This window comes from Kitasatospora sp. NPDC101447 (assembly GCF_044767225.1).
Classification (GTDB): Bacteria; Actinomycetota; Actinomycetes; order Streptomycetales; family Streptomycetaceae; genus Kitasatospora.
On record NZ_JBIWNL010000019.1, the window covers coordinates 36254 to 60345 of the forward strand.

The 24092-nt window shown below is 73.2% G+C and carries 30 protein-coding genes; 21 read left to right on the top strand and 9 right to left on the bottom strand.

The annotated features are described in order from the left end of the window. Positions 1–13: 13 nt before the first annotated feature. The 9 genes from ACIRST_RS25225 (at position 14) to ACIRST_RS25265 (ending at position 6897) form a co-directional block, all read left to right on the top strand. Positions 14–283 (top strand): acyl carrier protein, encoded by a 270-nt coding sequence (locus tag ACIRST_RS25225; RefSeq protein ID WP_350519314.1) that lies wholly within the window; start codon positions 14–16, stop codon positions 281–283. 4 nt (positions 284–287) lie between these two features. Further along, positions 288–1319 carry a hypothetical protein gene (locus ACIRST_RS25230; RefSeq protein WP_402804460.1) on the top strand — a complete coding sequence of 344 codons (1032 nt, stop codon included), beginning with the start codon at positions 288–290 and terminating at the stop codon, positions 1317–1319. Continuing rightward, complete coding sequence (gene trpA, locus ACIRST_RS25235) at positions 1312–2226, top strand: tryptophan synthase subunit alpha (RefSeq protein ID WP_402804462.1); 915 nt, start codon at positions 1312–1314, stop codon at positions 2224–2226. Before ACIRST_RS25230 ends, trpA begins: the two co-directional genes overlap by 8 nt. Continuing rightward, positions 2220–2594 (top strand): ectoine synthase, encoded by a 375-nt coding sequence (locus ACIRST_RS25240; RefSeq protein WP_350519317.1) that lies wholly within the window; start codon positions 2220–2222, stop codon positions 2592–2594. Before trpA ends, ACIRST_RS25240 begins: the two co-directional genes overlap by 7 nt. 193 nt (positions 2595–2787) lie before the next feature. After that, positions 2788–3933: an acyl-CoA dehydrogenase family protein gene (locus ACIRST_RS25245; protein ID WP_402804464.1), complete on the top strand. Its 1146-nt coding sequence runs from the start codon at positions 2788–2790 to the stop codon at positions 3931–3933. Next, complete coding sequence (locus ACIRST_RS25250; RefSeq protein WP_350519319.1) at positions 3930–4652, top strand: N-(5'-phosphoribosyl)anthranilate isomerase; 723 nt, start codon at positions 3930–3932, stop codon at positions 4650–4652. The genes ACIRST_RS25245 and ACIRST_RS25250 overlap by 4 nt, the downstream gene beginning before the upstream one ends. Further along, positions 4649–5344 carry an indole-3-glycerol-phosphate synthase gene (locus tag ACIRST_RS25255; protein WP_402804466.1) on the top strand — a complete coding sequence of 232 codons (696 nt, stop codon included), beginning with the start codon at positions 4649–4651 and terminating at the stop codon, positions 5342–5344. Before ACIRST_RS25250 ends, ACIRST_RS25255 begins: the two co-directional genes overlap by 4 nt. Beyond that, positions 5341–6285, top strand: a complete 945-nt coding sequence (locus ACIRST_RS25260) for an alpha/beta hydrolase (protein ID WP_402804468.1) — start codon at positions 5341–5343, stop codon at positions 6283–6285. The genes ACIRST_RS25255 and ACIRST_RS25260 overlap by 4 nt, the downstream gene beginning before the upstream one ends. 153 nt (positions 6286–6438) lie before the next feature. Next, positions 6439–6897 (top strand): hypothetical protein, encoded by a 459-nt coding sequence (locus tag ACIRST_RS25265; RefSeq protein ID WP_350519322.1) that lies wholly within the window; start codon positions 6439–6441, stop codon positions 6895–6897. A 77-nt stretch (positions 6898–6974) separates the two neighbouring features. Here ACIRST_RS25265 and ACIRST_RS25270 read toward each other — a convergent pair whose 3' ends face one another. Both ACIRST_RS25270 and ACIRST_RS25275 read right to left on the bottom strand, forming a co-directional pair. Beyond that, positions 6975–8597 (bottom strand): alpha/beta fold hydrolase, encoded by a 1623-nt coding sequence (locus ACIRST_RS25270; RefSeq protein WP_402804470.1) that lies wholly within the window; start codon positions 8595–8597, stop codon positions 6975–6977. Between the two features lie 429 nt (positions 8598–9026). Further along, positions 9027–9746, bottom strand: a complete 720-nt coding sequence (locus ACIRST_RS25275) for a hypothetical protein (RefSeq protein WP_402804472.1) — start codon at positions 9744–9746, stop codon at positions 9027–9029. 302 nt (positions 9747–10048) lie between these two features. Between ACIRST_RS25275 and ACIRST_RS25280 the strand changes: the two genes are divergently transcribed. From ACIRST_RS25280 to ACIRST_RS25295, 4 genes are read left to right on the top strand one after another with little or no spacing between them, the layout of a single operon-like run. After that, positions 10049–10342, top strand: coding sequence for a hypothetical protein (locus tag ACIRST_RS25280; protein ID WP_402804474.1), 294 nt, complete (start codon positions 10049–10051; stop codon positions 10340–10342). Beyond that, a complete protein-coding gene (locus ACIRST_RS25285) occupies positions 10342–11694 on the top strand; it encodes a WXG100 family type VII secretion target (RefSeq protein ID WP_402804475.1) in 1353 nt (450 codons plus the stop codon). Before ACIRST_RS25280 ends, ACIRST_RS25285 begins: the two co-directional genes overlap by 1 nt. After that, complete coding sequence (locus ACIRST_RS25290; RefSeq protein ID WP_402804478.1) at positions 11684–12370, top strand: hypothetical protein; 687 nt, start codon at positions 11684–11686, stop codon at positions 12368–12370. The genes ACIRST_RS25285 and ACIRST_RS25290 overlap by 11 nt, the downstream gene beginning before the upstream one ends. Next, entirely contained in the window at positions 12367–13302 is a 936-nt protein-coding gene (locus ACIRST_RS25295) for a hypothetical protein (RefSeq protein ID WP_402804480.1), read from the top strand. The genes ACIRST_RS25290 and ACIRST_RS25295 overlap by 4 nt, the downstream gene beginning before the upstream one ends. 73 nt (positions 13303–13375) lie before the next feature. Here the strand turns inward: ACIRST_RS25295 and ACIRST_RS25300 are convergent, their stop codons facing one another. From ACIRST_RS25300 to ACIRST_RS25315, 4 genes are all read right to left on the bottom strand, one after another. Beyond that, positions 13376–13579: a DUF397 domain-containing protein gene (locus ACIRST_RS25300; RefSeq protein WP_402804481.1), complete on the bottom strand. Its 204-nt coding sequence runs from the start codon at positions 13577–13579 to the stop codon at positions 13376–13378. 83 nt (positions 13580–13662) lie between these two features. Then, positions 13663–13863, bottom strand: coding sequence for a DUF397 domain-containing protein (locus ACIRST_RS25305; RefSeq protein ID WP_402804483.1), 201 nt, complete (start codon positions 13861–13863; stop codon positions 13663–13665). A gap of 83 nt (positions 13864–13946) precedes the next feature. Beyond that, the gene (locus ACIRST_RS25310; protein WP_402804485.1) at positions 13947–14144 is read right to left on the bottom strand and encodes a DUF397 domain-containing protein; all 198 of its coding nucleotides are present in this window, start codon (positions 14142–14144) and stop codon (positions 13947–13949) included. Then, a complete protein-coding gene (locus tag ACIRST_RS25315) occupies positions 14113–14973 on the bottom strand; it encodes a DUF5753 domain-containing protein (RefSeq protein WP_402804487.1) in 861 nt (286 codons plus the stop codon). The genes ACIRST_RS25310 and ACIRST_RS25315 overlap by 32 nt, the downstream gene beginning before the upstream one ends. A 147-nt stretch (positions 14974–15120) precedes the next feature. On the opposite strand from ACIRST_RS25315, the gene ACIRST_RS25320 reads away from it, so the two are divergent. The 8 genes from ACIRST_RS25320 to ACIRST_RS25355 all read left to right on the top strand — a co-directional run bounded on the left by ACIRST_RS25320 (position 15121) and on the right by ACIRST_RS25355 (position 20929). After that, complete coding sequence (locus tag ACIRST_RS25320) at positions 15121–15330, top strand: hypothetical protein (protein WP_402804489.1); 210 nt, start codon at positions 15121–15123, stop codon at positions 15328–15330. Continuing rightward, complete coding sequence (locus ACIRST_RS25325; RefSeq protein ID WP_402804491.1) at positions 15330–15578, top strand: hypothetical protein; 249 nt, start codon at positions 15330–15332, stop codon at positions 15576–15578. The genes ACIRST_RS25320 and ACIRST_RS25325 overlap by 1 nt, the downstream gene beginning before the upstream one ends. Positions 15579–15641: 63 nt before the next feature. After that, complete coding sequence (locus tag ACIRST_RS25330) at positions 15642–16121, top strand: NUDIX domain-containing protein (RefSeq protein WP_402804493.1); 480 nt, start codon at positions 15642–15644, stop codon at positions 16119–16121. Positions 16122–16161: 40 nt separating this feature from the next. Next, positions 16162–16638, top strand: a complete 477-nt coding sequence (locus ACIRST_RS25335; protein ID WP_350519336.1) for a MarR family transcriptional regulator — start codon at positions 16162–16164, stop codon at positions 16636–16638. Beyond that, positions 16638–17534 (top strand): ATP-binding cassette domain-containing protein, encoded by an 897-nt coding sequence (locus tag ACIRST_RS25340; RefSeq protein ID WP_402804495.1) that lies wholly within the window; start codon positions 16638–16640, stop codon positions 17532–17534. Before ACIRST_RS25335 ends, ACIRST_RS25340 begins: the two co-directional genes overlap by 1 nt. Next, positions 17494–18381: an ABC transporter permease gene (locus ACIRST_RS25345; protein ID WP_402804496.1), complete on the top strand. Its 888-nt coding sequence runs from the start codon at positions 17494–17496 to the stop codon at positions 18379–18381. Before ACIRST_RS25340 ends, ACIRST_RS25345 begins: the two co-directional genes overlap by 41 nt. Before the next feature lie 179 nt (positions 18382–18560). After that, entirely contained in the window at positions 18561–19802 is a 1242-nt protein-coding gene (locus ACIRST_RS25350) for a neprosin family prolyl endopeptidase (protein WP_402804498.1), read from the top strand. A 167-nt stretch (positions 19803–19969) separates the two neighbouring features. After that, complete coding sequence (locus ACIRST_RS25355) at positions 19970–20929, top strand: phosphatidylinositol-specific phospholipase C (protein ID WP_350519339.1); 960 nt, start codon at positions 19970–19972, stop codon at positions 20927–20929. A gap of 100 nt (positions 20930–21029) precedes the next feature. Here ACIRST_RS25355 and ACIRST_RS25360 read toward each other — a convergent pair whose 3' ends face one another. Genes ACIRST_RS25360 through ACIRST_RS25370 form a run of 3 tightly spaced genes read right to left on the bottom strand, consistent with a single transcriptional unit; the run spans position 21030 to position 23967 of the window. Continuing rightward, a complete protein-coding gene (locus ACIRST_RS25360; RefSeq protein WP_350519340.1) occupies positions 21030–21698 on the bottom strand; it encodes a DUF6875 domain-containing protein in 669 nt (222 codons plus the stop codon). Continuing rightward, positions 21695–22411, bottom strand: a complete 717-nt coding sequence (locus tag ACIRST_RS25365; RefSeq protein WP_402804500.1) for a hypothetical protein — start codon at positions 22409–22411, stop codon at positions 21695–21697. The genes ACIRST_RS25360 and ACIRST_RS25365 overlap by 4 nt, the downstream gene beginning before the upstream one ends. Then, positions 22408–23967 (bottom strand): pyridoxal phosphate-dependent decarboxylase family protein, encoded by a 1560-nt coding sequence (locus tag ACIRST_RS25370; protein WP_402804502.1) that lies wholly within the window; start codon positions 23965–23967, stop codon positions 22408–22410. The genes ACIRST_RS25365 and ACIRST_RS25370 overlap by 4 nt, the downstream gene beginning before the upstream one ends. Positions 23968–24092: the final 125 nt, after the last annotated feature.

The following is a 24092-nucleotide window of genomic DNA, read 5'->3' on the forward strand; positions in this document are numbered from 1 at the left end:
GGGAGTTGCCACCATGAGCAACATCACCCAGATCAAGCGGTTCCTCATCGAGGAGTTCCTGCCCGACGTCACCCCCGAGCAGCTCGCCGACGACCACGACCTGCTCTCCGACGGCGTCATCGACAGCCTCGGCGTCCTCAAGCTCATCGCCTGGGTCGAGGACCACTTCTCCCTGCCCGTCGACGACACCGACCTCGACCCGAACAACTTCCGCTCGGTCGCCGCCATCGACGCCTTCATCACCGAACGCCGCGCCGCGGCCAGCGCCACGGTGGGCGGCTGATCCCATGCACCCGGCCCTCACCGCACTCCTCGCCGGCCGCCCGGTACCCCTGGAAGCCTGGCGCTCGTGGTGGGACCAGCTGGAGCAACGCACCCTGGGCCCGGCCCGCGACAGCGACCGGGCCCAGGCGGCGGCCCTGCTGGCCAGCCTCACCACCCGCCTGCCCGAGCCCGCGACCCTCGCCGCCCTCACCACCTCCCTCACCGAACGCGCCCCCGACCCCGGCCCCGCCCACCCGGCCAGCGTCAACATCGTCGGCACCGGCGGCGGACCCGCCACCTTCAACCTCTCCACCGCCGCCGCCCTGACCGCCGCCGCCATGGGCATCCCCGTCGTCAAAACCGGCTCCCGCGCCTACACCAGCGCCGCCGGCTCCGTCGACCTCCTCGAACGCCTGGGCATCACCCTCACCTCCGGCCACGCCGCCACCGCCGACCACCTCGCCCGCCACGGCATCGCCTTCGCCGGCCCCCACGTCTACCCGCCGGCCCTCACCCGCCTGGCCCGCATCCTCTACCCCCTCACCCTCAAACCCTTCGGCGCCTTCCTCAACACCCTCGGCCCGCTGCTCGCCACCGTCCCCGTCACCGCCCAGCTCACCGGCGCCTGCGCCGCCGCCCCGCTGGACGCCCTGCGCGCCCTCGCCGCCCGCACCGCCACCCGCACCGTGTGGCTGGCCCACAACAGCGCCGGCGCCGACGAGCTCCTGCCGTTCGCCGACAACACCCTCCACACCCCCGACGGCGCCATCCACCTGCCCGCCGGATCCGTCGCCCCCGACACCGGCACCCTCGCCGACCTCGCGCCGCACCCCGACGACCTCACCGGCCACTTCCTGCGCGCCCTCAGCGCCCAGGCCGGCGACACCGCCACCCACACCATCGCGCTCAACGCCGCCGCCCTCGCCCTCGCCAGCGGCCGCCACACCCGCTGGCACACCGCCTACACCACCGCCCTGGACGCCCTCGCCGACGGCGCCCCCCGCGCGCTCGCCGAACGCCTTGGCGCCCGCCCCCGGGAGGCAGCCGGTGTCTGAACCCCTCTTCCCCGACGGCGACCTGGGTCTCGCGGTCTTCCTCAACGCCGGCGACCCCGCCGGGCGCCTCGCCGACCTCGCCCACATGCTCGACGCCCACGGCACGGACGTCCTCGAACTCGCCGTCCCCTTCCCCAACTCGCCCACCGACGGCCCCGTCATCCGCCGCTCCGCCACCCGCGCCCTCGACGCCGGCACCACCCTGGACACCGTCCTCGCCGAACTCGCCGACCTCACCCCGAAACTCACCCGCCTCAAGGTCGTCCTGCTCGCCGACTGGAGCCACAGCCTGCGCCACCGCGACCCCGCCGCCACCGCCCGCGCCGTCACCCGCGCCGGAGCCGCCGCCCTCCTCGTCCACGCCCTGCCCCCACGCGTACGCCCCGCCTGGCAGCAGGCCCTGCACGACGAAGGCCTCCCGCAGGTCACCACCTGCTACCCCGCCTCCACCCCCGAGGTCCTCACCGCCGCCGCCCACGGCGCCGCCGGCGCCTACGTCTACCTCGTCGCCCACTACGGCCGCTCCGGCACCACCCCCGCCCACGGCCACCGCGCCCTCGCCGACACCGTCACCGCCCTGCGCACCGCCGCCCCCACCACCCCCGTCGCCGTCGGCTTCGGCGTCAAGACCCCCGCCGACCTCACGGCCGTCGCCGACAGCGGCGCCCACGCCGCCATCGTCGGCTCCGCCGCCGTCGCCCGCATCGAACACGCCCACACCGAAGGCCTCGACCCCGTCGAGGAGTTGCGCGCCTTCCTCACCGACCTCCGCCCCACCCGTCCCCCACAGCCGGACGCACCCGGCGGACGCACCACCGCCCACAGCACCACCAGCACCACCAGCACCGGCACCACCACCCTCACCCCCGCCAGCACCACCACCCGAGAGGAACAACCGGCATGCTGATCCGCGACATCGCCGACGTGAAGACCGTCGAGTGGGGCAACGGCCTGTCCCGCCGCTTCCTGGTGGCCAGCGACGGCCTCGGCTACAGCCTCACCGACACCATCGTCAACGCCGGCACCAAGTCCCGCCTGGAGTACCGCAACCACCTGGAAGCCTGCTACTGCATCGCCGGCTCCGGCGAGGTCATCGACATGGACGGCAACTCCCACCCCATCACCCCCGGCCGCCTGTACGCCCTCGACGAGCACGACGCCCACTACCTGGTCGCCAGCCCCCACGAGGACCTGCGCCTGGTCTGCGTCTTCTCCCCGGCCCTGCGCGGCGACGAGGTCCACCAGCTCGACGCCCACAACTCCTCCGCCTACTAACGGGCGCAGCTCCCGGGGAGCCCGGGGAGCCCGGCGCCCCCGGCGCGACACCTTCCGCCCGGCGGGCCGCAGCGCCCGCAGCGCCCCGGCCCCGAGCGCGAGACCTTCTGTTCAGACGAACGCCGGCGACCCGTGCGCCGGCCTGCCACCCCGGGCCCCCGAAAGGCGGGCCCGGGAGGAAGGCGGCAACACCGTGATCCGCTGGAACGCCGACCAGAAGGCCCTGCGCGAGGGCCTGGCCCGCTTCGGCGACGACCTGAGCGCCGGCCACATCGAAGGCGACGAACAGGCCGCCTTCTCCCACGACAAGTGGCGCCTGATCCAGAAGACCGGCATCCTCTCCCTGCCCTTCGACGAACAGTACGGCGGCCTGGGCCAGTCCCTGCTCACCACCATGTACGTCCTCGAAGGCCTCGGCCAGACCTGCCGCGACGGCGGCCTCAACTTCTCCGTCACCACCTCCATCGCCTCCACCGGCGTCCCCCTGCAGGCCTTCGGCTCACCCGCCCTCAAAGAGGCCTACCTGCCCCGCATCGCCTCCGGCGAGGCCATCGGCGCCCACGCCATCACCGAGTCCGACAGCGGCTCCGACGCCATGCAGATGCGCACCCGCGCCGTACGCGACGGCGACGACTTCGTCCTCACCGGCGCCAAGACCTTCGTCTCCAACGGCCCCGTCGCCGACGTCATCGTCGTCTACGCCCGCACCCACCCCCAGGGCGGCGCACTCGGCGTCACCGCCTTCCTCCTGGACGCCGACATGCCCGGCCTCAGCTGCGGCAGCCCCATCAAGAAGATGGGCCTGCGCACCTCCCCGCTGTCCGAACTCTTCCTCGACGGCGTCCGCGTCCCCAAGGACCGCGTACTGGGCCGCGTCGGCGGCGGCTTCATGGTCCTCGACCACGTCATGAAACGCGAGATCCTCTACTCCTTCATCGTCAACACCGGCGAGATGCAGCACCGCCTGGACCGCTGCCTGGACTACGCCAAGACCCGCATGTCCTTCGGCAAGCCCATCGGCTCCTACCAGTCCGTCGCCAACAAGATCGTCGACACCAAGATCCGCCTGGAAACCGCCCGCAAGTGGCTCTACGACACCGCCCAGCGCCTCGAAGCCGGTGACAACGTCACCGTCGACATGGCCATCGCCAAACTCCTCACCAGCGAGTCCAACCTCGCCACCTCCCTCGCCGCCGTCCAGGTCTTCGGCGGCAACGGCTACATGTCCGAATACGGACTGGAGAAGGACGTGCGCAACGCCGTCGCCGGCACCATCTACTCCGGCAGCAACGAGATCCAGTACAACCGCATCGCCGCCATGCTGGGACTGGGCAAATGACCGCCCCCGCCCTCGCCCCCGCCCGCGCCCTGCGCCCCGGCCACCTCAAGGTCTGCGGCGCCCGCACCCGCGCCGACCTCGCCCTGCTCGCCGACACCGGCCCCACCCTCGTCGGCCTGTGGCACGGCGTCCCCGACGGCCCCGCCGACCTCGAACCCGAACGCCTCGCCGACCTCGCCGCCACCGCCATCCGCCTGGGCCTGGAACCCGTCCTCGTCACCTTCCTCGACGACGCCGACCAACTCGCCCGCCTCGCCCGCGCCACCGGCATCCGCTGGATCCAGCTCCACGCCTACCAGAACCCCGCCCTCGTCGCCGACCTGCGCGAGAAACTGCCCTACGCCGTCCTCGTCAAAGTCCTCCACCTCTCCCGCGGACGCTGCCTCGAACGCGCCTTCACCGGCGCCTTCGAACGCGCCGGATGCGACCTCTTCCTCCTGGACACCGTCACCGACGACGGCCGCGTCGGCTCCACCGGCCAGAGCCTGGACCCCGACCACGTCCACGCCCTGCTGCCCCGCCTCACCATCCCCTTCCTCCTCGCCGGCGGCCTCAACACCGCCAACCGCGACACCTACCGCACCGTCACCGACCACCCCCTGTACGCCGGCGCCGACATCGACACCGCCGCCCGCGACCGCACCGGCCGCCTCACCCGCGACGCCGTCACCGCCCTCACCCGCGCCTGGCACCCGCGCCTCCAGGAGGCCGCCGTATGACCTTCATCGACACCCTGCTGGCCGCCCGGCGCCCCCTCATCATGGAAGTCAAACTCCGCGACCCCCACGGCAACGACCTCCTGGGCGAACGCACCGTCACCGACCTCGTCACCCGCTACGAACAGGCCGGCGCCCCCTGCCTGTCCGTCGTCACCGGCCGCTGGTTCGGCGGCACCACCCGCCTGCTGCGCGAGGTCACCGCCACCACCACCCTGCCCGTCCTGCAGAAGGACTTCCTCACCCGCCCCGCCCAACTCGAAGCCGCCCACGCCATGGGCGCCTCCGCCGTCCTGCTCACCGCAGCCCTGCTCCCCGCCACCTCCCTCAACCGCCTGGTCACCTGCGCCCTCACCCTGGGCCTGACCCCCTTCGTCGAGATCACCGACGAACACGAACTCGACCACCTGCCCGACATCGACCGCTGCGTCGTCGCCGTCAACAACAAGGACATCCGCACCCGCGAACGCGACCCCGGCGACCTCCAACGCAGCCTGCGCCTGCTGCCCGCCGTCCGCGCCGCCGGCTGCCGCGCCCCCGTCTCCGCCTCCGCCATCACCGACCCCCACACCGCCGCCCGCCTCCTGGACGCCGGCTACGCCGCCCTCCTCGTCGGCACCGCCCTCATGCGCACCGACGACCTCGACACCTGGCTCACCACCCTCGACACCGCCCGCACCGGGGCCCTGGCATGAGAAACGACCCGCTGCGCACCCGCTCCCTGGTCCTGGACGCCGCCGGCATCCCGCTCTCCGCCCTGGTCGCCGAACCCGAACACGGCGAACCCAAGGCCGTCATCCTCGCCATCCACGGCCGCGGCATGCGCGCCGCCTACTTCGCCGGCCCCGCCCACCCCGACACCAGCCTGCTCACCCTGGCCGCCGACCTCGGCTACACCGTCCTCGCCATCGACCGCCCCGGCCACGGCGCCTCCGCCCACCGCCTGCCCGCCGGCCAGCTCATCGCCGACCAGGCCGCCACCCTCCACGCCGCCCTCACCGACTACGCCCGCGCCCACCCCACCGGCGCCGGCGTCCAGCTCCTCGCCCACTCCTTCGGCGGCAAGATCGCCCTCCACCTCGCCGCCCACTGGCCCCACCACCCGCGCCTGCCCCTGCTCGGCGCCGACATCAACGGCCTCGCCCAGCACTACGCCCCCGGCGCCTGGGACCGCCCCGACGACCTCGCCGGCGGCGGCCGCCTCAACTGGGGCCCCCTCGGCCTCTACCCGCCCGGCACCTTCCACGCCGCCCGCACCCTGCTCACCCCCGTCCCCGCCCTCGAATCCCGCGAACTCGCCGACTGGCCCGCCCGCTACGCCGCCCTCGCCGCCCGCGTCCGCGTGCCCGTGCGCCTGACCCTCGCCGAACACGAGCACTGGTGGCGCCTGGACACCGCCCACCGCACCGCCCTGACCGCCGCCTTCCCCCCGGGCCTGGCCCACCTGGTCACCGCCCACGGCGCCGGCCACAACCTCTCCCTGGGCCACGCCGCCCGCCCCTACCACCTGCGCGCCCTCGCCTTCACCGACGACTGCCGCACCGCCGCGCCCGCCACCACCACGGCCCCCGCACCCGCCCCGGCCACCACCCCGGCCGCCCCGGCCGCGCGGCCCGTCCTGGCCGCGGTCCGCTGACCGCAGCCCGCACACCACCTGGCGCAGGGTGGGAAGAAGGGCCCCGCCGCCCCCTCGGGCAGGGACGGCGGGGCCCCGCCCCACCCACGCCCCCCGGGCCGCCCCCCGCACCCCGCGGGCGCGGGCCGGCACGCCCCCTGACACCCTGGGATCATGACCCCCTCCGACGACCGGGAACAGGCCGCAGCGCTGCGCGACGCCGACGCGCCCTCCTGGGCCGTGCGCGCCGCCGCCGGGCGCCGCCTCGCGGCATCGGAGGGGATCGGCGAGGTGGCCCACGTCCTCCACCGCCTCCTCCTGGACGACCGGGACACCGCCGTCACCCAGGAAACGGCCCAGGCCCTCCTCGCCCGCGCGGACACCGCAGGCCTGCGCTGCGTGCTCCTGGCCGTCAGCCGCGCGGCCGAGACCTGGACCGCGGACGAACTCCACGCCGCCCTGAACGCCGACCCCCACTGGACGACGACCGAAGGCAGCGACGCACTCGTCGAGCGGCTGAACGAACTGACGGCGGACGACGACGCCGGCGTACGCGACCAAGCCCGCAGGATCCTCGCCGGACTGCGCCCGCGCGAGCAGTGGGCGCAGGAGACGGACGCCGCCGCCCCCTGACCGGGCGCCCCGCCGCCCCGGCCGGCCGGGAGCAGCGGGGCGCCGGGGGACGCGATGGAGCGCGGCCGGCCCCGGCCTCACGCCCCGATCTCGAACACCGGCGGCTGCAGGCCCGCCAGGCAGCCCGTGTCCGGGGCACCCGGCGTGTCGAAGAACGACCGGGTGATCGACTGCGCGCACGCCGAGTCGGCGAACACCACGTGGGCGACGTAGGGCACCGTCACCTCGGTCGAACGGCTCAGCGTCCGCGCGGCGTAGGGGCCGTTGCTCGGGGCGGTCTGGGAGTCGAACCCGCCGGACAGCACGAGCGAGGGGATCGCACTGCGCGTCACCTCCCGCACCGAGTCGGGCGCGGCCGGCACGTCCCAGGCCCGGCAGTCCTCGTGCAGCCAGGCCAGCCCCGGCGCGTTGACCAGCACCGACTCGGGGAACGACGGGAAGGCGCGCCGCCCCGCCTCGGTCACCTGCGCCTCGCTCTCGAACGGCGTCCACTCGCCGCAGAACACCCCGTAGGCCAGGCCGTGGGAGAGCCGCCCGATCGCCTGCGGGCCGAGCTTGCCGCCCGCCCACTGCTCGGCCACCCGCTGCGGATTCCCGTGCGCCAGCTCGTCGATCGAACGGGGCACGCCCGGCGCCAGATGGCTCGCGAAGGTCAGCCAGCTCACCAGCACCCCGCCGTCCAGGGTCACCGCCACCGGCTCCGCACGGCCCGGCACGCTGACCGTGGTCGTCACCGGGCGGGCCTCCAGCTCCCCGACCAGGTGCTCGAAGGTGCCCTTCAGGTCCGGATAGCGCTCGTTGCAGGCACTCTGCCGCGCGCACGCCTCGAAGATGCCGTCGAAGCCCTCCCGGGCGGCCTGCCAGGTCGCGGCGCCGCCGGCCAGGGACGGCGGCAGGATGCCGTCGATGCCGACCGAACGGATCCCCCGGGGGTGTTCGCGCATGTAGAGCAGCGCCAGGTCGGAGCCGTAGGAGATGCCGAAGACGTTCCACTCCTCCAGGCACAGCGCTTCGCGCAGGTCGGCGTAGTCGGCGGCGCTCTCGGTGCTGTCGTACGCGCCGAGGTCGCCGGTGCGGTCGGCCAGGTCGTCGCGGCAGACGCGGGTCTGCTCGACGTGCAGGTCCCGGGTGGACGGCGCGCCGTAGACCAGGTCGAGGGTGTCCGCGGTGAACCGGTCGATGTTCGGGCAGGTGAGGGCCGGGCGGGCCGAGTAGGTGCCGCGCTGGGACATGAAGATGACGTCCCGGTCGCGGTTGAGGCCGCCGTTCAGGGCCAGCTGGATCTCGGAGACGGCGTCGTCGCCGGGCCCGCCGGCCAGCCACACGATCGGGTCGGGTGCCGGCCGGCCGGTGGCGGCGGGCACGATCTCCACGCCCAGGGTGATGGTGCGCCCGTCGTGGCGGGAGCGGTTCTCGGGGACGGTGAGGGTGCCGCAGCGGGCGCCCTCGATGGGGGGCGCGGGGTCGGCGGTCCGCGGGCAGGGGCCCGGCTCGAAGCGGGCCCGGCCCGCGCTGTGGGCGACCGTGCCCAGCGGCATCCGCACCCCGGTCACGCCCGGCGGGCCGAGGGGCGCGGCGCGGGGCGCGGCGTGGGCGGGCAGCGCGCCGGGGCCGGCCAGCAGGCACACGGCGGCGCCCGCCGCGAGCGCGGCCCGCAGCCGCCGTACGGTGCGCCGGCGCCGGGGCACGGCGGCGGGCATCACGGGGCTTCCGTTCCGGGGGTGACGGTGACCGGGGGCTGCTGGCGAAGGGTGCTCGGACCGGTGTCCTGTTCCACGTCGTGTTCCCGTCTCTCACGCCCCCGGCCGCCCCGGTCGGGACGGCCCCGCGCGGCACCGCCCGCCACCGCAGGGTCCGGACGGGCAGCACCGGGGCCCAGCCTGTGTTCGCGTGCGCCCGGTCACCAGCCGTGGGCTCCACTCGGCGCACACCGGCCCACTCCTGCGGGGCCCGAGGGGGGAGGGAGAGGGGGCGGGGGGGCGGCGCCCCGGCGCCGACGGGGGCACCGCGCCCTTCGACGTCCGCGCTGCGCCGCGCAGGCCGCAGTGACCTCGCCCGCCGGCGATGTCACTGCGGCAGGGCCCCGCGGCGCCTCACGGGCCCGGGGCGGTGGTGCGGCGGCTGCCGGGTCAGGCCTTGCGGATGTTGTAGGCGACGCCGCTGCCGTAGCAGTTGTTGCTGGGGTAGTAGTTGCTGACGACCCAGCCGGCGGGCAGCGGGGAGAAGGAGCACACGACGGCGTAGGTCTCCGTGGTGATCTTGACGAGGGTGTAGCCGACGCCGGTGCCGGCGCAGTTGTTGGTGCTGTAGGAGCTGGTGACGACCCAGCCGGTGGGGATCGGGGTCATCGAGCACGTGCCGACGCGGGTGTCGTTGGCGGTGTTGTGGAGCGAGTAGCCGACGCCGGTGCCCGCGCAGTTGTTGCTGCTGTAGGAGCTGGTGATGACCCAGCCGGTGGGTATCGGGGTCATCGAGCAGGCGCTGGCGTTGGTGTCGTTGGCGACGTTGCGGAAGCCGTAGGCGACGCCGCTGCCCGCGCAGATGTTGCTGCTGTAGGAGCTGGTCACCACCCACCCGGCCGGCTTGGGGGAGAAGGAGCAGATGGCGAGGTTGGTCTGCCCGGCCGTGTCGGTGATCGTGTACGAGACGCCGGAGCCGGGACAGCCCCAGCTGCTGTACGAGCTGGTGACGACCCACCCGTCGGGGATGGGGGAGAAGGAGCAGATGGTCGTGGAGCCGGCGACCCGCTGCGGGGCCGCCTGGGCCTGCGCGGACGCGGCGGTCATCATGCCCAGGAGCAGCAGCACGACCGTCAGCAGGTGTGAGGTGTGGGTCCGTAGGGTCTTCATGGCAGGCCTCAGATCTTCTCGGTGACGCGCTACGACTGTTGTGCAGGCTGAGTGAACGATTGGCACACGGTTCGTTCACGTAGGCTGAGATGGTGTCAGAGATCGTCCGGCGGCGCCAGAGTGGAACCGGCAGTACCTCCGGGCCCCGTGCGCCCCTTTCGCCCCCACGCACCCGCGCGCCCCACCGGTCGTGAACGGAAGCCGTATGGGCCGCGTACGGGTTGCGTCAACGCAGGCCGGACGTGCACGGACCCCCGGTTAGCCTCTCGCCGAAACAGTGATCAACACACGGGGGTTGTTCCATGGCGGACTTCACGGTCAGCCCGCAGTTCGTTGCCCAGCTCTGCCGGGACCTCAAGGGCTGCGGCGACGAACTCGACCAGGGACTGCAGGCGTTGAAGGGCGCGGGCCGCGCCGGGCTGGGCTACGACTTCCTGGAGGACGCCGGCAGGCACTTCCAGGACACCTGGGACTACGGGCTCGGCAAGGTCCGCGAATCCGTCAAGGTGCTCGTCGAAGGACTGGAGAGGATCCAGCGGGAGTACGACGGCACCGAGCAGAGCATCGTCAAGGCCTTTACCCCGCAGGCCGCCTGATGGACGGTCAGCAGCCCGCCGCCTGGTCCGGCCTCGGCTTCGACCCCGCACCCGGCGACCAGGGCGCCGTCACCGCCCTGAGCGCCACCCTGCGCCGGGTCGCGGGCCACCTGGGCGGCATCCACACCACGCTCGCGCAGCTCTCCCGCCACGAGGGCCAGTGGACCGGCGCCGCCGCCGACGCGTTCGCCGAGAAGTTCGGCGAGCTCCCCGACTACCTCAAGGACGCCTCCGACTCGATCACCACCGCCTACGGCGCCCTCGACACCTGGTACAAGGCCCTGGCCGAACACCAGCCCAGAGCGGCGGAGTTGGAGCGCGCCGCGCTCGCCGCCCGGCAGCACAAGACGGAGGCCGAACAGGCCCGCGCCGCGGCCGCCGCCCACCCCGACCTCGAACTGGCCGGGCAGACCTTCCCCGACGACGCCTCCCTCGCCGACGCCACCGCCCGCTACGACGCGGCCAAGAAGCACCTGGACGAGGCCGCCGCCACCGTCCGCAGCGCGGGCGACGAACTGGGCCACCTGCAGAGCCAGGGCGCCACCCTGCACACCACCCACACCGGCGACGCGCGCAGGACCGCCGACGCCATCCGCAAGGCCGCCGACAGCAAGGCCCCGCCGGAACCCGGCTGGCTCGACAAGGTCGGCGACTGGTTCGGCAAGCACGGCGCCGACCTGCTGACGGTCGCCGCGGGCGTCGCCGGCGTCGCGGCGATCTTCTTCCCGCCCCTGGCCCTGGCCGCCGTCGCCCTGAGCCTCGCCGCGGCCGGCGCGCACGCCACGCAGTACGGCGCCAAGGGACTGTGGCCCCCGACCTGGGACAAGGTCGGCAACTACCTGACCCTGTCCGGGGACCTCCTGGGCGCCGTGCCGCTGCTCGGGGCGGCGGCCAAGGGAGGGGCCGCCGCGGTGAAGGCGGGCTTCGAGGCGGGCGCCGCCGCGGGCGCCAGGGCCGGGGCCGCCGCGGGCGCCAGGGCCGGGGCCTCGGAGGTGGCCTCCGGGGTCCGCGGGGTCACGTACCTCGACCCGCAGAACCCGCTGTTCCGGGTCGCGGTCGAGAAACCGGCCCTGAAACTCGGCGTCCCCCTGGAGCGCGCCCAGGACCTCTCCGACGGCGTCCAGGGCGCCACCTCGCTCGCCCTGGCCGTACCGACCGCCGCCACCCTGTTCACGGACACGCCCGGCGACGGCCTCAACAGCGCGGTGAACAACACCACCGGCGCCGCCAACGTCATGGGCGCCGCCGGCATGGCCTGGGGCGGCAGTGGGCCGGCCAAGGTCGCCGGCGGGGTCCTCGCGGTCGGCAACGCCTTCGGACTGTACGGATGGATGAGGGGCCATGGCCGCTGACACACCCCCGCTCCGGCTCGCCCCGCTCTGGCTCGCCCCGCCCGACGGCTTCACCGCCGTCGACCTCACCGAGGACCCGGGCGAGCGGATGGCACGCACCGCCGCCGCCCTGGACACCGTCTTCGCCGACGCCGGCCCCGAGCAGCGGCTCAGCCTCACCGTCGCCACCGAGAGCGCCCTGCAGAACCAGCTGCGCGAAGGCGCCGTCCACCTGTCCGCCCGCCTGGCACGGGCCTCGGACGGCGCCCCGGTCGTCGGCGTGTTCACCGTCTTCGTCCGCCCCGAGAACACCGGCCCCCCGGGCAGCTACCCGCAGCGCATCGCAGACCGGCTGGCCGCCACCTGGCCGCACGCCGACGTCGGCGTGCTCGAACTGCCCCCCGGACGTGCCGCGGTGGCCGTGCGCGACGTGCCGGTGACGGTGCCCGGCGCGCTCTACGGCGTGCCGCAGCCGGCCGCCACCACCGTGCGGCAGGTGGAGTTCCTGATCCCGCACCCGTGGAGCCCCCACGTCGTCGCGGCCGTCTTCACCACCGAGCAGGCCGAGTACTGGCAGGAATGGCTGCCGGCGATCGCCGGCGCGATCAGCTCCATCTCCTTCCACCCGCCGCGCGACGAGACACGCGACGACCTGCCGCCCGAGCAGTGGGACAACATCCGCAAGGCGTTCGGTTGACGACCGCCCGCCGCGGCCGGGCCGTGCGCGAGGGGCGCCGCCGCCGGCTCGGCCACGCGCTCGGCGTCATCGCCGTCTCGACCGGCATCATCCTCGGCGTCATCGCCGCGGACGTGTACGCCGGTACGCTCCCCGCCGTCCTCCTCGGGCTCCTCCACCCCGTGGCCGTCGGTGCCGCGCTCGCGGCGGGGCGCGACACCGACGGGAGGCGCGGGCTCGGGAAGGACGAGGGCACCCTGATCGCGGCCACGGCCGTCGCGGCCCTGTTCGCCTGCCTGGCCGGTACCGGCGCCTGGCACAACCTGGTGCTGCGCTCGGGCGAGGACGTGAGCGCCGTGGTGCTGCAGGAGAAGGTCGAGAGGACCGGCCGGGGCGTGGTGCGGTCCTACACCCTCCTCCCGAGGGACGGCGGGGCCGTTCCCGGCGGGGACCTCGTACCGGACTCGCAGCGCTTCAAGCCCGGGGACACCGTCACCGTCCGGGTGGACCCGGCCGGGCGGGTCGTGCCCGAACTTCCCGGCGAAGCCGACTCCCCGGCCCCGCTCCTGGGCTTCCTCGGCCTCAATGCGGCGATCGGTGTGGCCGTGCTGTGGACGGCCCGCAAGCCCCGGCCACCACACCCGCCCGGCCCGGCCCGCCGACACCTCACCGAGCGCGCCAGGCACGCCCGGGAGCGGCTGCGCGGAGTGACGGGGTGGCCGTTCGCCGCGGCCGCGGGGGCGCTCTCGGCGGCGTGGCTGGGCCTGTTGCAGGTCGCCCGGACCGACCCGACCCTGACGGTCATGGCCGCGGTGGCGTACTTCCTTGTGATGGGGGGCTTCTTCGGCATGTTCGACGACGACAAGGCCAGGAACGCCTACCGCGCCCGCGTAGTCCTGCTGACGGTGCTCGTCACCGCCGCCCTCGGAGCGCTCCTCCTGGCGACCACCTGACACCGGGCCGCCGGGGGCGAACGGAGTGGGAAGTCGGCGGGACCGACTTCCCACACTCCGGTGGAAGGCGCGACTACTGGCCGTCGAACTCGCCGGTGCGGACGGCGGTGACGAAGGACTGCCAGGCGGAGGAGGAGAAGGCGAGCGCCGGGCCGCTCGGGTCCTTGGAGTCACGGACAGGCATGAGGCCAGGGATGCCGTCTGCCACCTCGACGCACTGGCCGCCTTGGCCGCTGTGGGTGCTCTTGCGCCAGGTGGTGAGGTGAGCGGGGTCCATGGCGGTTCCCTCCAGGTCGGGTTGTGCGAACGGAGTGGGAAGTCGATTCGGTCGACTTCCCACTCCGTTGCGAAGTAGGCCTGTCAGGCGTCGAATTCGCCGGTGCGGACGGCGGTGACGAAGGACCGCCAGGCGGAGGAGGAGAAGACGAGGGCCGGGCCGGAGGGGTCCTTGGAGTCACGCACGGGCATGACGCCGGTGAAGCCGTCGGCGACCTCGATGCAGCCGTTTGACCCGCCGCTGTAGGTGCTCTTGCGCCAGGTAGTGAGGTGAGCGGGGTCCATGGCGGGTTCCTCCAGGTCGGGTTGTGCGAGCGGAGTGGGAAGTCGATGGGGACGACTTCCCACTCCGTTGTGAAGTAGGCCTGTCAGGCGTCGAATTCGCCGGTGCGGACGGCGGTGACGAAGGATTGCCAGGCGGCGGAGGAGAAATCGAGGCGGGGGCCGTCGGGGTCCTTGCTGTCCCGAACGCGGCCTGGGTGCGCGTCATCTACTTCGATGCAGGCGCCACCATCGTTGTTGCTGTGGCTGCTCTTACGCCAGCTCTCGTGATGGTTCGCTTGCACGACCGTACTCCTTTGAGATGTGCCTGATCATCGCCCGGGACTCCCTGGGTGACAGGGCCATGGCCCTGAGCAGATCGTATGACCTCCGGCGGGCGGCGACACCCTCGGAGTCTTCGATGAGTTCGCCGCTGCGAGCACCTTCCTCCCAAGCCACCATCGGACGGCCCGGCATCGAATAGAGAAAGAGCGATCCACCCATCTCGGCATGAACTCCTGCTGCGAACGGCAGGACCTGCACGGTGATGTGTGATCTGTGATCCGACGTGATGGCATCGAGTTGCTGCCTCATCACCGCGATGTCCCCGATGGGTCGGCGGAGGGTCGACTCGTCGAGGATGAACCAGCAATGCGGGGGAGCAGGCGAGACCAACCGCTTCTGACGGTCGAGGCGTGTTGACACCAGTGCATCGAGCTCGCGGGGGGTCGCATGCGGATGCCCCGCGAGCAGCGAGAACCGTGCGACCTCCGGGGTCTGTAGGAGTCCTGGAATGGTGGCTGCAGAGAACTCCTCGATGGCTTCTGCTTTGGCCTCGACCTCTGACCATTGGCGGTACTTGCCGGGAAACTTCTCGTTCTTGGCGAGCAGGTAGATGCGGCCGAAGCGGCCATCGGTCCCGAACGCGACATCGAGCTTGGCCGGAAGGTCTGGCGGGGGCATCGACTCGGCCCGCTCGATCCTGGCGAGATGGCCCTTCGAGAAGCAGCCGAGGATCTCAGTTAGTTGATCAAGCGACATGTTGTCGGCGAGTTGCCGGTGGTTGCGCATCTCCCAGCCGAACAGGTCACGGGCCGAGCGGCCCGGGTCCAGCTTGTTGGGCTTGAAGGCCATGGAGCCCCTCCAGTGTGTCCAACCTCGATGTGGCACACGTCCACGCTGGTCAGCCTAGCTGCGGTGCGCGACGCTTGAGGCACGGAAAGTGAAGTCGGTCGTGAATCGGCTCGTGTGACCGCAGATTCGCGTGGAAGGCGATCAGGCATGACCAAGGAATCACCTCAGCCCGCCAGACTCCATGGCTACGGGGTGCGGTTCGACCCCGACGTGCAGCGTTACCGGGTGCGTAACGAGATCACGGGGGAGTGGCTGCGCTGCGACGTGACCGGCGAGTTGGCCTCGTTCACGTTCTTCGGGGACGCCTACACCGCGTGGCGCCAGTTCGAGGTGCACCCGAGGCCGGGGGAGCGGTGATGGGATCGATGCTTTCCCGTGCCACCGCCGAGCAGCGCCGGCAGGCGGCCTCGCTCCTGGACGACCTCACGACCGTCCTCGCGCTCGGTGGGGTCACGTTGCCCTCGATCGAAGTGGACTGGGAGTACGGCCGGATCACCGGCAACTACCTGGTCGACCTCGGCTCGGCCCGCCCGCTCGATCTGCTGCGCCTGCTCGACCTGCTGCGCAAGGGGCTGCGATACGAGCGCCTGACGTATGACGACTGATCACCTCGCCCGCCTGCTGTGGTGGGCCTGCTTCGCCCTCCTTCTCTCCCGCACGCTTCGAAAGTGAACCGCCCGATGCGCGACCCCCGCCTTCTCGCCAAGCCGCCGGTGTGCCGGCTCGGCTGTCTCGTCCTCGTGCGCAACCGGCGCGGCGACGTCCTGCTCGTCGACCCGGACTACCTGGACGGCATGCTCCTGCCCGGCGGCTCCGCCAAACCCAACGAGCCCCCGCACCTGGCCGCCGCCCGTCACCTGCACGCCGAGACCGGCCTGCACCTGCGCCTGAACGACGTGGTCGCCGTCGACTTCACCCCCGCCGACCGCCACCTGGAACGCCTCAACCTCGTCTTCGACGGCGGCACCGTCCCCGACGACGTCTCCCTCACCGTCCCCGCGCAGCAGCGCAGCGGACTGCTCGGCGCCCGCTTCGTCCCCGTCCGCGAGCTGCCCGCGCGCATGGCTCCCGCCCAGGCCGCCCGCGTCACCGAAGCCCTCACCGGCCGCGCCCTGCCCGTCCTCCTCCACGGACAGCGACCCACCTGAAGCACCTGAAATACCTCTCACTGAGAGCTAAAATTGGGCCATGGCCGTCACGGAGCCCGCACCACCGTCCACGACGCCGGCCGACGAGTTCTCCGCCCTCCTCGTCGGCATCCAGCGCCTGGTCCGCCGCCGTCTGCGCAAGACGGCCGACCGGCCCCGGCTGCGCGGCGCGCAGGTCGAGCTGCTGCGCCTGGCCACGGAGAGCCCGGGCCTGCGGGTCTCGCAGGCCGCCGAGGAGCTGTGCCTGGCCGGGAACTCGGTGTCCACCCTCGTCAACCAGCTCGCCGCGCAGGGCCTGCTGCGCCGCGAGACCGACCCCGCCGACCGCCGTGCCGCCCTGCTGTTCGCCACCGACGCGGCCGTGGAGCGGATCGAGGCGTGGCGCCGGCGCCGCCGCGCGCTGATGGAGGACCTGGTCGCCGGCCTGCCCGCCGACCAGCAGCAGGCCCTGACCGCCGCCCTGCCCGCGCTGCGCTCCCTCGCCCGGGGCCTGCGCGACCTGCCCGAGGAGCCGTGATGAGCGAAGCGCAGGCCGTGGTGTGCGAGGGCCTGGAGTACACCTTCGGCGGCGGCCGTCGGGGCCGGGGCCGGGGGACGAGGGCCGTGGACGGCATCGACCTCACCGTGCGCACCGGCGAGGTGTTCGGCCTCCTCGGGCCGAACGGCGCGGGCAAGACCACCACGATCCGCGCGATCACCACCCTGCTGCCGGTGGGCGTCGGCATGGTGCGCGTCTTCGGGAACGACGCCGCCCGGCGCCCCATGCAGGTGCGCCGCCTGCTCGGCTACGTGCCCCAGCAGCTGTCCGCGGACTCCGGGCTGACCGGGCGCGAGAACGTCGCCCTGTTCGCCCGGGTCTTCGACGTGCCGCGCGCCGAGCGCGCCGAACGCGTCGCCCAGGCCCTGGCCGCGGTCGACCTCACCGACGCCGCCGACCGGATGGCCGCCACCTACTCCGGCGGCATGGTTCGCCGCCTCGAACTCGCCCAGGCCCTGGTCAGCGCCCCGCGCCTGCTGGTGATGGACGAACCGACCATCGGCCTGGACCCGATCGCCCGTACCGGCGTGTGGGAGCGGGTGGACGCCGTGCGCCGGGCCACCGGCATGACCGTCCTGGTCACCACCCACTACATGGACGAGGCCGACCGCCACTGCGACCGCATCGCCCTCATGGACCGCGGCCGCATCCGTGCGCTGGGCACCCCCGCCGAGCTCAAGGACCGCATCCGCGGGGCGGACCCGCACCGCGACGACCCGCACCACGGCGACCCCACCCACGACGGCTCCTCCCACGACGACCCCACCCTCGACGACGTGTTCCGCCACTACGCCGGCCGCGACCTGGCCGACGCCACGGAAGGAGACTTCGGCGATGTCCGCCGTACCCGCCGCACCGCAGGCCGCGTCGGCTGAACCCCCAGGACACGGCCCCGGACCCGGCCCCGCCGACGGGCCCGACCTGGGCCTGCTGCTGGTGCCCCCGCGCGCCCGCACCGGCTGGCGCCTGGTGCCCGCCCGCATCAGCGCGATGTGCGCGGTCGAGCTGCAGAAGCTGCGCCACGACCGCACCGAGCTCTACACCCGCGCGATCCAGCCCGCCCTGTGGCTGCTGATCTTCGGCCAGACCTTCACCCGCCTCAAGGCCATCCCCACCGGCGGCATCCCCTACCTCGACTACCTCGCACCCGGCATCATCGCCCAGTCCGCGATGTTCATCGCGATCTTCTACGGCATCATGATCATCTGGGAGCGGGACTCCGGCGTCCTCACCAAACTGCTGGTCACCCCCACCCCCCGCGCCGCCCTGGTGACCGGCAAGGCCTTCGCCGCCGGCGTCAAGGCCGTCCTGCAGGCCGCCGTCGTCGTCCTGATCGCCGCCCTCCTCGGCGTCGCCATGACCTGGAACCCGCTGCGCCTGCTCGGCGTGGTGGTGGCGGTGCTGCTCGGCTCGGCGTTCTTCTCCTGCCTGTCGATGGCCATCGCCGGGATCGTCCTGACCCGCGACCGCCTGATGGGCATCGGCCAGGCCATCACCATGCCGCTGTTCTTCGCCTCCAACGCCCTCTACCCGGTGGAGCTGATGCCGGGCTGGCTGCAGGCCGTCAGCAAGGCCAACCCGCTCAGCTACCAGGTCGACGCGCTGCGCGGCCTGCTCATCGGCACCCCCGCCCACCTGCCGCTGGACTTCGCCGTCCTCACCGCCGCCGCCCTGGCCGGCATCGCCGCCGCCTCCGCCCTCCTGGGCCGCCTGGCCCGCTGACACCCGGCGGGTACGTGCGGCCCGGCGTCCCTGAGGGTTCAACCGCCCCTTCCGCAGAGCCCGTTCCGCAGCGCCCGTTCCCCGGGAGGAACGCGGGCCGAACCGGGTCTAGCGTGGAGAACGGAGAGAACCCGCGCGGACACCGCGCGTCACGACCCGATGGTGCAGGAGGCCCGGCCATGACGGCACAGCACGACGGCGACGGCACCGACGTCACCGACTTCACCACGTTCACGCACTCCCTCGCCTCCGCCCGCTACGAGGACTTCGCGCGCAGCCCGGCGGCGGCCGCCACCAGCGCCGAGGACTTCGCCGCGATGACGGAGTACCTCGGGAACCTCTACCGGGGCATCGAGGTCACCCGCAGCTTCGCCGACGACAACGGGCAGGTCTTCGACTGCGTCCCCGTCGGCAGCCAGCCGGCCCTGCGGGGGAACTCCCCCCTGCCCCCCGAGGCCCCCGACCCCCCACCGGTGGCGCCCGGGCGCCACGGCAGCGCCCAGAGCGTGCCGGTGCGGCCGCAACTGCACTCCGAGCGGCTGGACCGGTACGGCCACCCGATGTCCTGTCCGCCCGGCACGATCGCCATGCGCCGCATCACCCTGGAGGAGATCGCGGGCCGGGGCGGCGTGCGCGACTTCCACCACAAGCACCCGCGGGGCGCGGGCCGGCGCGGTCCGGGTGCACCGGCGGCGGGGCTGCGCCAGCACACCACGGGCGTCCAGGAGGTCGCCAACCTCGGCGGCCACAGCTACGTCAACATCTGGGACCCGCAGGTGACGGGGGCGGCCTTCACGGTCTCCCAGCAGTGGTTCGGCACCGTCGACTCGACACCCGTGCAGACCGTCGAGTGCGGCTACCAGGTGTACCCGGGCAAGTACGGCACCGCCCAGCCCGTCCTCTTCATCTACTGGACGGCCGACGGCTACCAGAACACCGGCTGCTACAACCTCGAATGCACGGCGTTCGTCCAGACGAACAGCGCCTGGCTGCTGGGCGGCACGCTCGGGCAGGCGAGCGTCACGGGCGGCGTGCAGATCGAGCTGGAGGTGGCCTGGTACCTCGCGGGCGGGAACTGGTGGCTCTACCTGGGCGGCGTCCCGGTGGGCTACTACCCGGCCTCGCTGTTCGGCGGCGGGCCGCTCGCCACCGGCGCCGGGCGGATCATCTGCGGCGGCGAGGTCTACAACGTCGCGGGGTGGCCGCCGATGGGCAGCGGCGCGTTCGCCGCGGGCGGCTGGCAGTACGCCGCCTACCACCGCGACGTCCAGTACGTCGCGACCGACAACACCCCCCAGTTCGCGAAGCTGACCGCCTACCAGCCGGCGCCGGACTGCTACACCTCGCTCGTCAACAGCGGCCCCACCCCGTGGTACGAGTACGTCTTCTTCGGCGGCCCCGGCGGCAGCTCCTGCTCCTGAACCCCGCCGCCCACACGCGAGCGCGCGCAGCCGGGCATCGGCCGGCTCCGCGCGCCGGAACGTTCGCAGGCGATGAACCAGGCCGGGGCGCAGGCCCGTTGGGGCGAAAGGGGGGGACGTTCACGTCCCCGATCACCATCAGGGCCCCGCTACCGGAGGTTTCTTGCATGACGATCAACCGTAGGACCCTGCTCAGGGGCGCGGCACTCGCGGCCACCACCGGCGCCCTGGGCATCGCCGGCTCGGGCGTGGCCTCCGCCGCACCGGACCGCCTCGTCCACCGCCCCACCAACAAGTGGATGTCGCTGCTGGGCGACAACGTGAAGCTGTCGCAGCTGACGATCCCCGGGACCCACGAGACCTGCGCGCTCTACGACAGCGGCTCCTTCGGCTACGCCCAGTGCCAGGAGTGGCGCATCCCCCAGCAGCTCCAGGCGGGGGTGCGCTTCCTCGACATCCGGTGCCGGATCGCGGGCGACGTCTTCACCATCCACCACGACAAGGTCTACCAGAAGATCAACTTCGGCGACGTGCTGAACCTGTGCATCGACTTCCTGAAGTCGAACCCCGGCGAGACGATCATCATGCGGATCCGCAAGGAGTACACCGAGGGGCAGGACTACCGGTTCAGCGAGATCTTCAACTACTACATGGACGGCTATGACGGGAAGGGCAACTACCGGCCCTGGTTCTGGCTCCCCAAGACCGGCTCGCTCCCCACGGGACTGCCCTCGCTGGGCCAGGTCCGCGGCAAGATCATCCCCATCATGTCGGACTTCACCTGGGGCGACGGCCGCTACGACCCCCTGCGCTGGGGCGACGGCTCCCGGATCTGGCTGCAGGACTACTTCGGCGACAGCTCCAGCCAGAAGGTCCAGCGCGTCAAGTGGGGCCTGGACCAGGCGTTCTACGGCCAGGACGACAAGAGGCTCTACATCCACTTCGCCAGCGCCAGCGCCTTCCCCGAGGACCCGTACAAGATCGCCAAGGTCGTCAACCCCTCCATCCAGGAGTACCTGACGCCGCGCATCTCCCAGCGCGCGCACTACGGCGTGATCGCGATGGACTTCGTCGACGAGCGCAAGGACCTGCTGCAGATGATCGTCGACTGGAACTTCGGCCTCTGACCGCACGGCCCCCTCGAACCCGACGGCGCCGCCCACACGCGAGCGCGCGCGGAACCGGGCGTCGGCCGGCTCCGCGCGCGCAGCGCAGGCAAAGGGCGGGTCAGGAGGAGACGGCGCCCTGGTGGGCCCGCACACTGGACACCAGCTGGTCACGGATCCGCGCCGGCACCTCGGGCGCGAAACGCGCCAGGTAGTGGTTCAGATGGGTCTCGTCACCCGTCAGGAACGGCAGATCGAACACCAGCAGCTTGCGCACCGCCAGCAGCGGCACCGGCGCCCGCAACGGCCGGAACGTCCGGTTCCACAGACCCGGCTCCTCACACACCGGATGGAACTGCCCGATCATCAGGCCCTGCTCGACGAACTCGTCCTTCGCCTTGCGCTGCGCCTCGTCCAGCGCCGTCGAATCGCCGCGGTCCAGCGCGGGCAGCACCAACAGCACCGTCAGCAGCTCACGGTCCGACTCCTCCGTCAGCCCGGCCAGCAACTCGTCGTAACGGGCCCGCAGTTCACCCACCAGCGCCGGAAGATCCCCGTCCCCGTCACCGTCGGCGACCGCGATGTGGAACAGGCCCCGGCGCAGCGACGGCTGGGTGTACGGGCACACCGGGCCGCTGCGCCCCAGGTCGGGGTGGGCGGTGGTGAGGAAGCGGCGGGCCCAGTCGAGGACCTCCACGGCCTCGGGGTGCGCGGCGGCGTGGCCGGCGTCGATGTGCTCGGCGCTGAACAGGCGCAGGGCGCTCTCGGCGGCGGGTGCGGGCGCGGTCATCGGGGCCCCCGCCACACCGGGGCCAGGCGGGGTCCGCCGCCGGGCAGCGCGATGGCCTCGCCGAAGCGGGTGAAGCCGTGGGTCTCGCACAGGCGGGCGCCGCCGGTGGAGCTGGTCTCGGCGTAGGCGGCCTGTCCGGCGGCGTCGACCTCCGCGAGGACGGCCTCCAGCATCGCCTCGCCGGCACGGGCCGAGCGGGCGCCCGGGTGCACGCCGATGAACGCGAAGTAGTAGTGCGGGCGGTGACGCGGGTGGCGGCGCTGCTGCAGCCGGGTGATGGCGTCCAGACGGCGGGCGCACTCGCCGTGCCGTCCGGCGTCGATGGCCTCGGCCAGGGCGCGGGTGGCGGCGCCGTCGGCGTGCCCCGGCTCCTCCCACACCCCCGCGGGCAGGAACAGCAGCGCCCCCAGCAGCGTGCCGGCCTCGTCGGCGGCGACCACGACGCCCCGGTGGGCCAGGCACTGTTCGAGGTGGACACGGAAGAACGCGGGCATCACCCGGGCACGGTGCTCCGGGTCGGGGAAGGCCCACAGCATCAGCGCGTCGTCGGCGAAGGCCTCGGAGAGCAGGGCGGCCAGGGCGGGCGCCTCCTGCGGGCGGGCCCGGCGTACGGCGACGCCGGCGGCCGCGGTGGCGGCGGTGGTATCGGGGGCCCCGGCGGCGGGCCGCGGGGCGGTGCCCGTGGCCGCGGGCAGGGTGGTGACGGTGGTCAACGGGCACTCTCCTCGGGCGAGGTGACGGACGAGGGGGCAGGGCGTGCAGGCGGTACGACGGGCGTGGGGGCAGGCGGTACGACGGGCGTGGGGGCAGGCGGTACGACGGGCGTGGGGGCAGACGAGGGGAAAGAGGAGGACGAGGGGGCGGGGGCGGGCGCGGCCACCACGTCGGCGACCGCCTCGGCCGCCAGCTCCGCCACCCGCGCGTGCAACCGCGGCAGCCACGCCTGCGCCTCCGGCTTGATCAGCACACTGCGCAGCACCCGCGCCCCGTCCGCGTCCGCCACCACCCCCCGGTGACGGCGCGCGAAGTCGCCGGCGTCCACCCGCAGCACACTCAGGAACACCGGGTCCTGCTCATCGGCCATGCCCCGGCGCAGCACCCGGTCACTCGCGGCGTCCACCGCCGACAGCGCGGGCACCCCCACCGGGGTCGGGAAGTACGTCACGATGTCCAGCTGCGGCCGCTGGAACAGCGTCAACTCACCACTGGCCTCGATCAGATCGGCCCAGGCCAGCGCGGCCCGCCGCCCCGCCACCAGACCGGCACCCAGCCCGTCCACACTCAGCGGCAGCAACTGCAGCGTCAGCCACAGCGCCGCCGCCGAGGCACCCGCCCGCGAACACTCCAGGCTGATCTCACCCAGGTGCAGCTCGGCATCGGTGAAGTAGGTGTACGGCGAGTCATGGGCGAAGTGCCGGCCGATCGCCGGGTCCGCGAACAGCACCGCACCGCACCCGTACGGCTGCAGGCCGTGCTTGTGCGGGTCCACCGTCACCGAGTCGCACCCGGCGATCGCCCGCCACGGCGCCACATCGACGCCCAGGTCCGCCGCCACCGCGTCGTCCGCGGCCAGCAGCGCGAAGAACCCGCCGTACGCGGCGTCCACGTGCACCCGCGCCCCGTACCGGCGCGCCAGCGCCAGCACCTCGTGCACCGGGTCCACCGCACCCGCCCCGGTGGTCCCGCACGTGACGACCACCGTGCCCACCCGCCCGGTGCGCAGCACCTCCTCCAGCGCCCCCGGATCCATCCGCCCCTCGGCGTCACACGCCACCGCATGACCCGCCACACCCAGCACGTGGCACATCCGGCTGTGCGTGTAGTGCGCCTGCGCGCTGTACGCCACCCCCTTGCCGGGATGGCTCTGCCGCGCCACGTACAGCGCCTCCAGATTGGCGATCGTCCCGCTGCTGGTCAGATGACCCACGTGCGCGGGCAGCCCGAACATCGCGGCCAGCTGCGCCACGCACTCGCGCTCCATGTCGTTGGTCGCCGGCCCGCCCTCGTAGGCGTGGTTGTTCGGGTTGAAACGCATCGCCGTCAGATAGCCCACCACCGCCGCCGGGTGCGGCGGCTTGACCATCTGCCCGGCGTAACGCGGATGGAAGAACGGGTAGTTGTGCTCCAGACGCTTGGCGAAACGCTCGAACGCGGCGGCGAAGTCCGCCTCGTCCACCAGGTGCGAGGGGTGCGCGGTGAAAGCACCGAACCGCTCGCCCCACCGCTCGGCCACCTCGGCCGCCCTCGGCAGCCAGTACCGCAGGTCCACGCTTGGGCCCTTCCCTTCGAGTCCTCTGCGAGCCCACCGGGCCCGGGGCTGCCTCGTGCCGCGAGCCTTCCTCGACCGCACCCCGAGCCACCGTGAAGGCGCCGCGCAACGCGCCCGCAACACCC

Bases quoted from the DNA above. Each gene is read 5' to 3' on its own strand.
- ACIRST_RS25335 (WP_350519336.1), top strand. From the start codon at position 16,162: ATGGCCGTCACGGAGCCCGCACCACCGTCCACGACGCCGGCCGACGAG.
- ACIRST_RS25305 (WP_402804483.1), bottom strand. From the start codon at position 13,863: ATGGACCCCGCTCACCTCACTACCTGGCGCAAGAGCACCTACAGCGGC.
- ACIRST_RS25315 (WP_402804487.1), bottom strand. From the start codon at position 14,973: ATGGCCTTCAAGCCCAACAAGCTGGACCCGGGCCGCTCGGCCCGTGAC.
- ACIRST_RS25255 (WP_402804466.1), top strand. From the start codon at position 4,649: ATGACCTTCATCGACACCCTGCTGGCCGCCCGGCGCCCCCTCATCATG.
- ACIRST_RS25265 (WP_350519322.1), top strand. From the start codon at position 6,439: ATGACCCCCTCCGACGACCGGGAACAGGCCGCAGCGCTGCGCGACGCC.
- ACIRST_RS25350 (WP_402804498.1), top strand. From the start codon at position 18,561: ATGACGGCACAGCACGACGGCGACGGCACCGACGTCACCGACTTCACC.
- ACIRST_RS25290 (WP_402804478.1), top strand. From the start codon at position 11,684: ATGGCCGCTGACACACCCCCGCTCCGGCTCGCCCCGCTCTGGCTCGCC.
- ACIRST_RS25230 (WP_402804460.1), top strand. From the start codon at position 288: ATGCACCCGGCCCTCACCGCACTCCTCGCCGGCCGCCCGGTACCCCTG.
- ACIRST_RS25340 (WP_402804495.1), top strand. From the start codon at position 16,638: ATGAGCGAAGCGCAGGCCGTGGTGTGCGAGGGCCTGGAGTACACCTTC.
- ACIRST_RS25250 (WP_350519319.1), top strand. From the start codon at position 3,930: ATGACCGCCCCCGCCCTCGCCCCCGCCCGCGCCCTGCGCCCCGGCCAC.
- ACIRST_RS25285 (WP_402804475.1), top strand. From the start codon at position 10,342: ATGGACGGTCAGCAGCCCGCCGCCTGGTCCGGCCTCGGCTTCGACCCC.
- ACIRST_RS25270 (WP_402804470.1), bottom strand. From the start codon at position 8,597: ATGCCCGCCGCCGTGCCCCGGCGCCGGCGCACCGTACGGCGGCTGCGG.
- ACIRST_RS25345 (WP_402804496.1), top strand. From the start codon at position 17,494: ATGTCCGCCGTACCCGCCGCACCGCAGGCCGCGTCGGCTGAACCCCCA.
- ACIRST_RS25240 (WP_350519317.1), top strand. From the start codon at position 2,220: ATGCTGATCCGCGACATCGCCGACGTGAAGACCGTCGAGTGGGGCAAC.
- ACIRST_RS25260 (WP_402804468.1), top strand. From the start codon at position 5,341: ATGAGAAACGACCCGCTGCGCACCCGCTCCCTGGTCCTGGACGCCGCC.
- ACIRST_RS25325 (WP_402804491.1), top strand. From the start codon at position 15,330: ATGGGATCGATGCTTTCCCGTGCCACCGCCGAGCAGCGCCGGCAGGCG.
- ACIRST_RS25225 (WP_350519314.1), top strand. From the start codon at position 14: ATGAGCAACATCACCCAGATCAAGCGGTTCCTCATCGAGGAGTTCCTG.
- ACIRST_RS25320 (WP_402804489.1), top strand. From the start codon at position 15,121: ATGACCAAGGAATCACCTCAGCCCGCCAGACTCCATGGCTACGGGGTG.
- ACIRST_RS25355 (WP_350519339.1), top strand. From the start codon at position 19,970: ATGACGATCAACCGTAGGACCCTGCTCAGGGGCGCGGCACTCGCGGCC.
- ACIRST_RS25275 (WP_402804472.1), bottom strand. From the start codon at position 9,746: ATGAAGACCCTACGGACCCACACCTCACACCTGCTGACGGTCGTGCTG.
- ACIRST_RS25280 (WP_402804474.1), top strand. From the start codon at position 10,049: ATGGCGGACTTCACGGTCAGCCCGCAGTTCGTTGCCCAGCTCTGCCGG.
- ACIRST_RS25300 (WP_402804481.1), bottom strand. From the start codon at position 13,579: ATGGACCCCGCTCACCTCACCACCTGGCGCAAGAGCACCCACAGCGGC.
- ACIRST_RS25360 (WP_350519340.1), bottom strand. From the start codon at position 21,698: ATGACCGCGCCCGCACCCGCCGCCGAGAGCGCCCTGCGCCTGTTCAGC.